This is a genomic window from Colwellia sp. SU-HH01172, assembly GCF_057553355.1.
Map to the genome: position 1 here is coordinate 1,465,767 of NZ_BAAJMB010000001.1, position 12,703 is coordinate 1,478,469.

Annotated in this window: 14 protein-coding genes; all 14 read right to left on the minus strand. The window is 38.5% G+C overall.

Annotated elements, in window-relative coordinates:
- Position 1: 1 nt before the first annotated feature.
- From AC27JP_RS06520 to AC27JP_RS06585, 14 genes are read right to left on the minus strand one after another with little or no spacing between them, the layout of a single operon-like run.
- Entirely contained in the window at positions 2-463 is a 462-nt protein-coding gene (locus AC27JP_RS06520; protein ID WP_487113183.1) for a hotdog family protein, read from the minus strand.
- Positions 456-1,628 (minus strand): beta-ketoacyl-ACP synthase, encoded by a 1,173-nt coding sequence (locus AC27JP_RS06525; RefSeq protein WP_487113185.1) that lies wholly within the window; start codon positions 1,626-1,628, stop codon positions 456-458. Before AC27JP_RS06525 ends, AC27JP_RS06520 begins: the two co-directional genes overlap by 8 nt.
- The gene (locus AC27JP_RS06530; protein WP_487113187.1) at positions 1,628-2,236 is read right to left on the minus strand and encodes a DUF3261 domain-containing protein; all 609 of its coding nucleotides are present in this window, start codon (positions 2,234-2,236) and stop codon (positions 1,628-1,630) included. The genes AC27JP_RS06525 and AC27JP_RS06530 overlap by 1 nt, the downstream gene beginning before the upstream one ends.
- On the minus strand, positions 2,221-3,486 hold the full coding sequence (locus AC27JP_RS06535) for an NAD(P)/FAD-dependent oxidoreductase (RefSeq protein WP_487113189.1): 1,266 nt from the start codon (positions 3,484-3,486) through the stop codon (positions 2,221-2,223). The genes AC27JP_RS06530 and AC27JP_RS06535 overlap by 16 nt, the downstream gene beginning before the upstream one ends.
- Positions 3,487-3,502: 16 nt before the next feature.
- The gene (locus AC27JP_RS06540; protein WP_487113191.1) at positions 3,503-5,794 is read right to left on the minus strand and encodes an MMPL family transporter; all 2,292 of its coding nucleotides are present in this window, start codon (positions 5,792-5,794) and stop codon (positions 3,503-3,505) included.
- Complete coding sequence (locus AC27JP_RS06545; RefSeq protein ID WP_487113192.1) at positions 5,781-6,416, minus strand: outer membrane lipoprotein carrier protein LolA; 636 nt, start codon at positions 6,414-6,416, stop codon at positions 5,781-5,783. The genes AC27JP_RS06540 and AC27JP_RS06545 overlap by 14 nt, the downstream gene beginning before the upstream one ends.
- A complete protein-coding gene (locus AC27JP_RS06550) occupies positions 6,403-6,846 on the minus strand; it encodes an acyl-CoA thioesterase (RefSeq protein WP_487113194.1) in 444 nt (147 codons plus the stop codon). The genes AC27JP_RS06545 and AC27JP_RS06550 overlap by 14 nt, the downstream gene beginning before the upstream one ends.
- The gene (locus AC27JP_RS06555) at positions 6,839-8,386 is read right to left on the minus strand and encodes an HAL/PAL/TAL family ammonia-lyase (RefSeq protein ID WP_487113195.1); all 1,548 of its coding nucleotides are present in this window, start codon (positions 8,384-8,386) and stop codon (positions 6,839-6,841) included. The genes AC27JP_RS06550 and AC27JP_RS06555 overlap by 8 nt, the downstream gene beginning before the upstream one ends.
- A gap of 5 nt (positions 8,387-8,391) precedes the next feature.
- On the minus strand, positions 8,392-9,369 hold the full coding sequence (locus AC27JP_RS06560; protein WP_487113196.1) for a lysophospholipid acyltransferase family protein: 978 nt from the start codon (positions 9,367-9,369) through the stop codon (positions 8,392-8,394).
- A 1-nt stretch (position 9,370) separates the two neighbouring features.
- Positions 9,371-10,102 (minus strand): glycosyltransferase family 2 protein, encoded by a 732-nt coding sequence (locus AC27JP_RS06565; protein ID WP_487113198.1) that lies wholly within the window; start codon positions 10,100-10,102, stop codon positions 9,371-9,373.
- The gene (locus tag AC27JP_RS06570) at positions 10,099-10,482 is read right to left on the minus strand and encodes an ApeI family dehydratase (protein WP_487113199.1); all 384 of its coding nucleotides are present in this window, start codon (positions 10,480-10,482) and stop codon (positions 10,099-10,101) included. Before AC27JP_RS06570 ends, AC27JP_RS06565 begins: the two co-directional genes overlap by 4 nt.
- Positions 10,475-11,839 carry an AMP-binding protein gene (locus tag AC27JP_RS06575; RefSeq protein ID WP_487113201.1) on the minus strand — a complete coding sequence of 455 codons (1,365 nt, stop codon included), beginning with the start codon at positions 11,837-11,839 and terminating at the stop codon, positions 10,475-10,477. The genes AC27JP_RS06570 and AC27JP_RS06575 overlap by 8 nt, the downstream gene beginning before the upstream one ends.
- Positions 11,832-12,443: a COG4648 family protein gene (locus AC27JP_RS06580; protein ID WP_487113203.1), complete on the minus strand. Its 612-nt coding sequence runs from the start codon at positions 12,441-12,443 to the stop codon at positions 11,832-11,834. The genes AC27JP_RS06575 and AC27JP_RS06580 overlap by 8 nt, the downstream gene beginning before the upstream one ends.
- The gene (locus AC27JP_RS06585) at positions 12,443-12,691 is read right to left on the minus strand and encodes an acyl carrier protein (RefSeq protein WP_487113204.1); all 249 of its coding nucleotides are present in this window, start codon (positions 12,689-12,691) and stop codon (positions 12,443-12,445) included. The genes AC27JP_RS06580 and AC27JP_RS06585 overlap by 1 nt, the downstream gene beginning before the upstream one ends.
- Between the last annotated feature and the right edge of the window lie 12 nt (positions 12,692-12,703).

A 12,703-nucleotide genomic window follows, 5' to 3' on the forward strand; every position in this document is an offset into this window, starting at 1 on the left:
TTTATGCGTAACTTTCTTGTATAAATGCATCAGGATCTTTCGGCTGAAACACATTAATATTCGCCTGAGCTAGCACTTCACTTTCAGCGCTTAATATTTCACACTCAAACACTCTTAATCCTGAATCTTCTCGATATAGTTCTTTAATCGTTACCGTTAAAATTTCATCAAGCGCAAAATGTGAGCGCATGGTTTTATATTTTCGCGAGCCTAGTAAAAAGCCAATTTGTACCGAGTCTTTATCATCTAAAGCGTGAGCACCAGCAAATGCAGCAATAGCTTGTGCCATATATTCACTACCAATATAACTGGGTACGCCTGTTTTTAATTCGTTATAAAATGGGCTCTGTTGCGTAATAGCAACAGTACATCGACAAGAGTCAACATCATAATATTCTAGCGAATCAATTAAAATCATTGGTGCTTGATGAGGTAAAACCTCGGTTATATCGTAGTTATTCATAATTTTTCCCAATAACTGCGCTGAAATTATTACCACCAAAGGCAAAAGAATTACTCAGGCAATATTGCAGTTTATCTAGCTTTTCACCTTCGCTCAGCTTTATTGTTGGCATACGTTCATCAATAGCATTGCCTTTACAATTTGCCGGCAGCTTACGAGCGGTATTATCATCACTTAGTAGTAACCAACAAAGTCCTAGCTCTAGCGCGCCCGCAGCGCCAAGTGTGTGACCAGTCAAATGCTTGGTTGAACTACAATGAACTGTTTCACCACAAACAGAGGCCATTGCTAAGGCTTCCATTTCATCGTTCTTAATCGTGCCTGTGCCGTGTAAATTTACATAATTAATTTGCTTCGCGCTAATGTTGGCATTTTCAATCGCTAATGCCATTGCACTTGCAGCACCGCTACCGTCAGGTGAAGGCGCAGATATATGATAAGCATCTGATGTTTCGCCAGCACCTAGTAATTGAATGCCGTCATTATCTTTTGTCATAATGAACAATGCTGCAGCTTCACCAATATTAATGCCGTCGCGGTCACGTTGAAAAGGCTGGCATATATTTTTACTTATCGACTCCAATGATTGAAAACCATTGAGAGTTAATTGCGTTAGGCTATCCACGCCGCCAGCAATAACGACGTCTGCTAAGTCATTATCAAGTAAGGTGCTTGCACTCACTAACGCTTTACCACTTGAAGAACAGGCGGTTGAAATTCCGTACACTGGGCCTTTCGCATTTGCTAACTTTGCAATGTAAGTCGCAGGCGCTGACATTTCTTGTACTTCATATTTAAAGTCACTCGGAAATTGCCCTTGTGTTGCTAATTCTTTTCTCGCTAACTCACCTTCATGAATACTTGCAGTACTGGTGCCTATAACCACGGCAACTCGGTGCTCTCCGTATTGGCTAATGAGCGGCTGTAAAGCGTCAGCAATTTGTTGGTAAGCAATATAAGCCAGTTTATTGTTATTAGTCGATATTTGCTGAACGTCTAGATCTGCAGGCAAGCCTACACGTCCAACATACTGAGGCGCATCAATCGGCAACTCACTGTCGAGTGACAAATATTTTTTATCTTCACTAATTAACGCTTTTAATACTTGTTGCTTATCATTACCAAGCGCACAAACAACGCCAAACTCTTTCAAACAAATAGTCACTAACTTTCCTTATCTAGGTTGGTTAAGCGAATGCGATAACCTCTGATAATATTTTCTAATTCATAGCCATCATCAAACTTTTCAATTTTAATAATAACTTGATTATTATCTAAAATGGTTCGCTGCCAAATAATTTGATTCTGGCTTAGGTTATCATGCTGACTGACACTAACATTGGTGCCTAACAATGATGTTTCAATCATACTTAAGGGCCAATGGCATAACTGCATATCGGCAATAATAAAACCTATATCAGCAAAAGGTAATGGCACATACTGATTAACTTCAGTTTCTTTTTTATCAAACCAGCGAAAATCGAATAACGGCACGCCAGCAGATGAAACAGCTGCCATAGCAATTTCATTATTGCTGTATTCTACTTGTGCAATAAAGCGGTGACTTTTACCTTTATTAGTTATCTCGACTAAATGACTATTAATTTCCCCAACTTTTTCACTCGGTGGTGGCGTTAACACTAAGGCCAAGTTTTCCGTCAAGTGTATCGAGTTATTATTCGATGTTAGCGCACAACCTGATAACAAAAACATCAAGGAAACGAGTAATAGCTTGTTGGTGAAATAATTCAATTTAACTATCCAGCTTGGCATACTTCAGCCAATACATTTAATCGTCTAACGCTTTTCGCTACGTATGGGTTTTTTTCATCCCAGGCATAGCCCGCTAAAATGGAACTGATCATACGGCGCACCGAATCATCATGTTGATCATGATAAACAACATTTTGAAAACTCTCATTGTACCAAGCTTCAACAAAGCACCTAAAAGTATCAACGCCAAATTTTAATGGCTCGGCGTATTCACTTTCCCAATCAACTTTTGAGCCTTGTATTTGCTTTTTAACTAATGGCGCAGCTAAAGATGCAGATTTCATCGCAATGGTAACGCCCGAAGAAAATACCGGATCAAGGAATTCACCGGCATTGCCTAATAAAGCAAAGTTTTTGCCCCATAGCTTAGTTACATCCGCAGAATAGCCTTTAATAACTCTAGCATCTTGCAACGGCGTAGCATTTTTCAATAATCGCTGAAGGTTCGCATCTTGCGCAATAAAAGCCTGTAGCGTATCAATTGCCGGTAATGTTTCATCAAAACGTTCAGGTAGGCCAACAACACCAACACTTGCACTGCCATCAGAAAATGGGATTAACCAGTACCAAACATCACTATGGTTTGGATTAACAGTAATTAGAATTTTATCGCGATCAAACTCAGGACAGTTAATGCCATCTTTAAAATGACTAAAATAACTGTGCCTTATTGGAAAATCTGATGGTAATTCCAAATCAAGCAACCTAGGTAGCACACGACCAAAGCCACTGGCATCTAGCAGAAACTTTGCTTTAACTTGATAAGGTTGTTCATTGTCATCACTAACATCAAGGCAGACGTCCGGCTCAAGGTTGGCAACTGAATTGACCTGATGACCGTAGCAAATACTCACACCTTTTTTTTCTGTTTCGTCAGCAAGTAGCTTGTCAAAAAGCCCTCTTTTTACTTGATATGTTGTGCCACGTCCTTCACTAAACTTTTCAGTAAAATCAAACGATGAGTCTTTGCCTTTTTTGTGAAACGCCGCACCATTTTTATATTGAAAGCCGAATTCTTTCGCGTATTTATCTAATGCCTGTTCAAGTCCAGCCTCTTTTAAAAACTCCATACATTGAGGTAACAAGCTTTCGCCAATAGAAAAGCGTGGAAAATACTGTTTTTCTAGTATCAACACTGACATTCCATCAGCAGCAAGTAAAGACGCAGCAACACTGCCAGACGGTCCAGCACCAATAATGACTACATCATATTGCTCAGTAGTATTCTGTGCTGGCGACTTAATATCCATGAATTTTCCCTAAAATTTATTTACGTCTGACGACAGACATAGGCGCTAAAATAAAAATACTGATGATGCCAATCATGACAGTTAAACCAAAGCTACTCACTGCTGGTGTGGCACTAAATACAAGAATGCCAAAAACAGCGGCAGATGATAAGGCAGATAAACTTATCGCAAGAAATGTCTTAGCTTGTAAGCCTTGTTCTTGATAAAAAATAACGTAATCTATTGCAAGGGCAATAATGAGTAAAACTGCCAGTAAGTTAAATATATTCAAATGGTTAGAAATAAGCTGACTTATCGTTAATGCTAACAATGCACTACCTATAGTTGCAATAGCAGATAAAGTGCCTGCGGTTAAACCATATTTAACAATTAAAATAATCATGACCACGACAAACGCGCTCATTAGTAATATCAAAATCCCTTGTCGATACTCTGAAAGGGCATAACTCACTTCACTAGCTGGATCGTATAACGCTGTATGAATATTTTGTTCTAGCCATAATAAATTTTCGTCAGATAAAGGCTCTTTCGACAACTCAAGCCATAAAGCATACTTTTCACTACCTGCTATCAAACTACTTGCAGGCTTATAACTTGCCATATAAAACTCTCCGATAAATGCTAAAGGACTTTGAGCAAATTCATCGTAAGTTAATGGTGTAAACGTTCCAATAGGATCAGACAAACCCGTTATTGCCAATACGCTTTGAAAGTGGCCTAACTTATCGGCATCAGCCAACAGGTCATAATATTGCTGTTGTTGCTTGATTGAAGGTAAAAGTTCGTAAATACCTTTTACCTTCAACGCTGGCTGAGTTGCGCGAAACCTTGCAATAAATTGTTCTTGTATTTCTAAAAGCTGTTGAGGTGATTCTGCTTTAATAATAACGCGCTGTGAGTCGTTATAAGCTAGAATTTGTGCAGCCTTAGCTTCTTGCTCAAGTAACCACTTTGGACTTGAATTTAATAACCGAACATCATCATTAAACTGTATTGGCGAGAAAAAATAAGCAACTGATAATAAAAGTAATAATAGTGTTATAACGACTGATTTATAGTGTTGTACTTTATTAAAAAATGTTACACCGCGCTGACTAAAAAGCATCGCTCGTGGTGCTGGTTTAATGTTAACTAATCGAGCAAGGTAAGGGAGCAAAGTTAATACTGTAATCAGGGCACCCAAAAGGCCAAAAATCATAAATACCGCAACTTGGCTCAATAATGATAACGGGGAAAAAATTAACACAATATAACCCATTGCAGTGGTTATAAAGCCGAGTATTAAAGGCTTCGCAATAGTCCTATTATCTTTTTGAGCTAAATGATCATTTTGTGTGCCTGCATAAACAAAAGCATGAAAACAGTAATCGACAACAACTCCCACCAAAGTAACGGCAAAAACTAGCGTTAGTAAATGCAAATTGTCAAAAAACAGCAAAATTCCAACAAAACCATAAAGACATGCAATTGATAGCACAACTAATGCGGCGGTTAATGGCAGCAAAGACCGAAAAACAACCACAATAAGCAAGATAACGGCGATGACAGAAAATACACCAAAACTTGATATTTCGGCTTTAGCTTGAGCGGTTGATTCTGCGGTATGAAACAATATACCTGAGTAATTTAATTCAACATCAAAATCATCACGAATATCGGAAAATAGCTGCTTCAGCCTTACCGCCATTAGTTGGCTGGCGTTTAGATCAAAGCCATCAAGTGATAGTTGCAAGTGCATAATCAAATATCGCTGTTGTTGCACGTTGATAGCAGCAACACCTTGGTAAAATTCAATATCACTAAGGTTTAACAGTGAACCCTGCAAATAGTCCGCTAAATTTAACCGTGGGGCAGTTGCTATCGTTTCACTAACAAAAGGGTTAGCAAGTTGAATAACTTGGTTACTGGCGAGTTGGCTCAACGCCTGGCTATCAGCAATATTTTCTACATAATTTTGTGAGAGAACGTTATGACGATAAGGTAAATAAAATGCAGCTATATCAGACATTGCAGGCTCTGGCGTTGGTAAAAACTCAATTTGAGCTGTTTTACCTATGCTTGTTGCGAGTGCCTTATACGCAGGAAGAGCATCATCGCCTGTAACTAAAACAACCAACTGCTGTGTTTTTTGTTGAAATAATGCCGTTTCTGCAGACTTGAAGCTTTCGTGTTGGGAAGAGTTCGGCAGAATGGACAGTAAATTAGTTTCAACATGCCACTGACCAAAAAATAGCAGATAAAAACCTAGCAATAAAACGGCGAGTAACTGCAACCAGTACAGTATATGAAGCTTATTACAGACGCGCACGAACTGACTCTGGCAATACTGATATTGCTGCTAGTTTAACATCGATTTCCGTTCTGTTTCCGCTATGCTCCCGTAACACAATACGATTAATGTGCTTTAAACCAAGTTCATTATCAACTTGAAGATTTTCAACACATAATTCGATACTTTGCATAACTTTAGCCAGTTGCGCTAATTTAGGCGTTAATATTCTACACTCAACAGCTTTACTTTGAGTGATAACAAAATTTTCAGTAATTTTAGCGCGGTCACCCGACATTATGCTTAATAGCATCAAACTCAAGCTGCTAGCACCTTTGAGCTCTTTCGCAGGGTTGACTCCATCTTCAGTAAAAACACTGTTGTTCTTTAATATTAATGCCGAATATACCGGCTTATTGGTTTGCCATAACAAGCCCTTATCAACATCAAAATACAGTTCACCTTGAGACTTAATTGGCTGTTTTAATACCGTAAAATATTTACGTTGTTCAAAGCTACCTGAAGCAATAGCAACATGACTAAGCGCCATCATTTCAACCGGCGCAACATCATGCTTTTCGGCAAAAGCATTTTGGCTAAACAAAGCAGCTAAAAATAGCAATGCTCGCAAGGCAGAAAATTGATGGCTAGCTAGTTTCATGATTATCTGCATTAAGTTTTTTAATTTTATTGAGTAAAATTTCTGGCGAAACATACTGCATTTCTAATGTCTCAATATCAACAGCCACTTGCACCGTATTGCCTTTAGTTAATTTATTACCTGTTTTCGCACAACAAATAACATAATTAATTTTCAATCGTGATTCATATTCAACAAGCTCTGCTGTAACGATGATTTTTTGTGTAAAAACAGCAGAGCCAATATATTTAGTGCGCATATCAACAATTGGCCACATATAACCGGACGCTTGCATATCTAAATAATCATAAGATATTTTACGTAACAATTCACAACGTGCCACTTCAAAATAACGGGCATAATTGCCATGCCATACCACTTGCATGGGGTCGCAATCATGAAATGGCACATCAATAATAACCTCTGCTGATAAAAACACCTGCTTAGTCATATAAACTCCAGCGTTGTGTTTGAATCGCATCAACGGTATACCGTAACAATTTATCTAAAGGTCGGTCGTCTAGTAAGGGCTCAAAAAATTGACAAATATCATCGTACATTTCCATCACAGGTGCTGGTAAGGTGTCATGATCAAGCTCATTATTGGCAATGCGAATACGAACACCTTGCACAGCAGCGAGTAAAGTACTCGCCAGCACTTGCTCTGTTAGCTGCAAGACTCGCATTGCGTCACGTGCAGCAATAGTGCCCATACTGACTTTGTCTTGATTATGACATTCCGTAGAGCGCGAAAACACACTCGCAGGCATGGTCTGCTTTAATGCTTCTGCCGTGTAAGCTGATGCACCAATTTGTACCGCTTTAAAGCCGTGATTAATATAACGTCGCGCACCGTCACTCATTGATAAATTCGACGGTAAGCCATTGTTGTAACGGGTATCAACAAGTGATGCAATTTGTCGATCCGCTAAATCAGCCAAGTTCGCGACTGCAGTTTTTAATGAGTCCATCACCATGGCAATATGACCACCGTAAAAGTGGCCACCATGTAAAACATGCTCACCAGGGCCATCAATAATGGGGTTATCATTGGCAGAATTTAATTCATTTTCGATCATTTGGCGAAACCAAGGCAATGAGTCTTGTAGTACCCCAATAACATGTGGGGCACAACGAATTGAATATCTGTCTTGTAAGCGATCTGCATTGCGAGGGTGATCTACATGGTTTAAATCATTACGGATCCACGAAGCAATTTGTTGTTGCCCGGGGTGAGGCTTAACTGAAAATAAAATATCATCAAAATGATGACTATTTCCTTTCAACGCTAAACTAGATAATGCGGTAATTCGCGTTGCCAGTTTAGCTAAATATTGTGATCGGTCATACGCTAAACAGGCGATAGCCGTCATTACCGCTGTGCCATTCATAATAGCTAAACCTTCTTTAGGTCTAAGCACTATCGGCGTTAAACCTAAACTTTGCATTACTTCAAGGCTATTTTTTATTTCGCCGCGATAGTAAACATCACGCTCACCAACCAAAGCACCCGCAACATAAGATAATGGAGTTAAGTCTCCACTAGCGCCAACAGAGCCCTCTTGAGGAATAACCGGTACAATATCATGCTGTAAAAATGCTTTTAGCAGTTCTAATAAAGGCCAGCTGACACCAGAATAGCCTTGTGAAAGAGATGCTAAGCGCGTGGCTAAAATAGCTCTTCCTTCAAAAGAGCTAAACATTTCACCCAAACCACAACCATGAAATCGCGTTAAATGTAGTGGTAATTCAGGCACTAAACTCAAGGGGACATTAACCGTAACAGAATCACCGTAGCCTGTTGTTACACCATAAATGACACCGTCTTCTTTTAATAAAGTATCAAGAAACTTCACCCCTGAATCAATTTTATGACTAAAATCGACTGATTGACTTAACTCAACATCAATATCGTCTTTGGCAATATCAACTATGTCTTCTATTTTAAGGCGTGCTTCACCAAATTTAATAGTGCTGTTACTTATTGGCACTGTGACTACTCCAGTTTTTCATTTGTTGAGTTAGCTTCTTTTTCATTGCGAATAACATCTTGATCATTCTGCCAGAAGTCGAAAAAATTAAACCATTGCAAAGGGTATGCTAAACAATAATACTCTAGTCGTTGTGCATATTGAGCAACAACGGCATTAAGCGATTCTTGCCGGTTTTTACGAGAAAATTTTAAAGTATCGGCAACGTGTTCGAATATTACCCGGTAATGCGCTTTTTCTTTAAGGCAAAATAAAAAATATACCGGACAATCTAAGATTGACGCCAAAATAAAAGCCCCCTGAGAGAAGGGCGCTGGTTTTCCTAAAAATGGACTGTATATAACGCGGCCTTGCGAAGTTACGCTAGTGCGATCACCGGCAATCACCAATATTTCACCATTATCGATACGTTCTTTGAGCAAAATAGCTAAGTCAGCGCCAACATGTGTTGCTTGAATCAAGTCGACATTAGAGTCAGCATTAATTTTTTTCATCACTTTATTAAATTCAACCGCGTGATGAGTAAAAACTAATACATTAATACGGGTTTGATATCTGCCATGGCCAAGCGCACGACAAACTTCCAAATTACCTAAATGAGAACCAATAAAAACAGCACCTTGTCGCTGTTCTTGTAGCTTTGCAATTGGGTGCTCTTGACTATAAACAATATCAGCAGACGTTATTCGCCCCATCCAAGCATCAATTTTATCAAAGGCACTTTGTGCAAAGCTATAAAAATGTGCAATACCAACTCTATGTGTAAATGCTTTTTCAGATTTTCTAATAGTGAAAATTCGTTGCCAATATTCTTTTGATGCCTGCTTACTGGCGCCACCAGTGAAATACAAATAAACAACTACAGGATAAAGAAAAAACGACAGTATTTTTCGACCAAATAATCGATAAACAAAAAGCAGCACTTGTATACCTAAGTAGGTTCCACGCTCTTGCATCTTTGACCAATGTTTAGCATCAGCCATGTTATCTAAACTTTCTAAAAATTAATTGCGGTATGCGCGGCAACATGCCGAAAAATAAGCGAGTATGCATCCATGAAATCAATATGTTATCTTCTAGCGCTCTAAAATGTGAAACGCCATGTTCAGGGTAATCGACAGCAGTGTCTATAAACCTGAATTCCATATTTTTCCAAAAAAGCCTTACCATCACTTCAATGTCAAAATCCATCCGCTTACCTAGCTTTTGTTGCTGAAGTAAACCTATCGTTGCAGCTAAAGGGTATACGCGATATCCACACATGGTATCTTTTATTTTAAAAGACAAGGTTTCGATCCAAACCCAGAAATGGGTAATATTACGCGCATAGTAGCGAGATTTAGGAATAGACTCATCGTACACAGGCTTGCCACTGATCAGTGCTTTAGGGAAACACTTTGACTCAGCAAGAAGCTTCTCAACATCGTTCAAATTATGCTGACCATCAGCATCAACTTGCAGTGCATGGCTATAGCCTTGTTTAAATGCCGCATGTAAACCCGTTTGAACCGCGCCACCTTTACCTTGATTTATTGGATGTTCGATCACAGTTAATAGCTGATGTTTTATCGCAAGCTCACGGAATAACTCTGTAGCTTGTGCATTGCTGGCATCATTAACCATAATAATAGGTAAATTAAACGGCACTAATTTGCTAATTAACTCACCCAAAAAAATAGTGTGATTGTAATTTGGGATAACAATACAATAACTCACGAATTTTCCTCAAAGACAATACGACCGGAAGCGTGCTGGCCTTTATCTGACGTATAAGAGAAAACGATTTTATTCGGTGATTTTTGCGTTAGCGATAAGTTCAGTTTTTGTCCTGGAATAATCACCACTTGAAACTTTAAAACTTCAATATTTTTCACTTCAAGTTCAGTTAAGGAAAATTTTTGCTTACTATATTCTACCGCCCAATGAAGTTGAACTACACCAGCTAAAATTGGCGCATTAGGAAAGTGACCATTGAAATAATCTAAATCGGAGGGAATATGTAACTGCAATTCAACCTGAGCATCAGTAACATTTTCAGTTAACAGCTCAGGCCAAATATTTACTAAATCATTATTCGCATGCATAACATTAGTCAAACAGCTTCTCCAAATCACTTAACACTAATTTTCCTTGCGAATTATACGGATATTGAGATAAATATCGCCATTTTTTTGGTAAGCAAATACGCTCTACTTCACTTAGCAGATGCAATTTTAACGCATTATTTAGCGCTAATTTACCCTCGTGACTTAACAACGCTTGTCCTTTATCAGTCAAGATAATTATCGCCGCCAATATTTTTCTTACACTAGAAGATTTATTGTTAATAACAATAATTCGCGCTTCTGCCACTAATGGCTGCTGAGTTAACTGCCGTTCAATGTGAGATAAGTTGACTCTTTTTTCTTCTATTTTAACCGTTCTATCAACTCGTCCTTTCAAAAGAAAGTGTTGATTATCAAGTAACTCAACACAATCATCTGTGGTGTAGGGTTGCTCATCGACAAAGGGAGAAAAAATTTCTAAGCGTTGGTGCTCATCGCAAAGCTGAATTGTAATATTTGGCAAGGCTTGCCAAGGCTCTTCTTCCGACTTTTGCCCTCGGCGCCACGCAATGCCACCTGTTTCTGTACTGCCATACACTTCCGTTGGCGAAATATTCATTTGCTGTTGTAAAGCTTGACTGCTTGCTAGCGGTAATAACCCACCAGAACTAAAAATAGCACTAAAATTTTCAGCACTATTCATTAACACATTATCTAGTGCTAATCGTTGCAAGTGTGCAGGGCTGGATATCAATATTAACGCACTTTTTTTCTTCAAGTTATTTGAAGAGGTTAGTTCACCCAATAAATGATTAATATGCTCGGGATACTCAAAGGTTTGATTAATGATATTTTTACCTAAAGATAATGGTAATAAAATCTTAAATAACAAACCATAAATATGTTGGTGCGAAACGGTGCTGACGATAAAGCTTGCTGGTTCGAACACGCTTGAAAATTCATTTTTTAGAGTGTCCACTTCTAACATCAGCTGCAAGCAACTTTTATTAATAGCTTTTGCTTGGCCGGTAGAACCGGAGGTATAAAATGTTATTTCACCAGTAAATAAATTGAAAAACTGCTCGCGGGTATATTCAACGCTATCACCAACAACATCTGATACGTGGATTTGTTTTTTACCAGCTAGCTCGGTCGCACCTGCAGTTGCATCGCACTCATGTGCAAGTTGCGCTAAAGTTCCAGCTTGAGCATTGGGTGGCAATAACACATGTTTTTTTTCAAGAATGAGCGCAAATAACCATATTGAAAACTGGTAGCTATCGGCATCAAAAAGCAAAACATTTTTACCTGAAGTTTTTCTAATTGCAGCTCTGGCTGATGAGACTCGCTGACAAAATGTCGAAAAAGTGATGAACTGGCCATTGCGGTAGAAACAAAAATCACTCATTAGTTGTTGAACTCTTTAACTTTTCCACGGCATTATCAGCCGGTAAACCATGTTGTTTTTTAACTTTCAAACGCACTAAGTATTCAACCAGCATTAAAAGCGCCATCAATATATATGATAGAAAACCATTGTAAATCATCCATGTATCTAATGTTGTAAAGAGCGCGGTATACAAGGAGGTTAAGCCATTTGCAATAAAGAACAAACACCAAACTAAGGTAACCTTTGCGGTATATTGAATAGCTGCTGCCGGCATGTCTTTTTCACTTAAGCGCGCAAAGGTTTCAATAACCGTAGGTGGCTTAAAGTATGAATAAGCGAAAACAATTAACATAGAAAAATTAATCGCTAACGGATAAAGCTTAAAACCGAGAGAGCTATCAGTAATAACACTGCTACCAATAGCTAAAATGCCCAAAAGTGATGCAGGTAATACCCAAGGTAAGGCTTTTAAGCGCGATCTAACCAGTACAATTCGTATTAAAACTAAAGCAATTAGAATGACGGCTAAGTAGCCTGGTGCTAAATTATTTAGGCCAATATAAACAGCAAAGGGATACATCAATAGTATCCCCGTAGTTACAGCAGTTATAAAAAATTTCACTAGCTGATAACCAGTTTTTCAACCTCAAAAACCACATCTTCAACCGTACGAACCTTTTTAAATGCTTCTGGGTCAATTTTCTTGCCGGTGATCGCTCTTAGCTTAACTACTAAATCTACCGCATCAATACTATCAAGATCTAAATCTTCATATAGATTCGCTTCTAGTTCGATATCCGCTTCATCAACTTCAAAATCATCACGAATAATTTCTAATAACGTTGAAAATATTTCTTCTTTTGATTGCATATTACTTTCCTT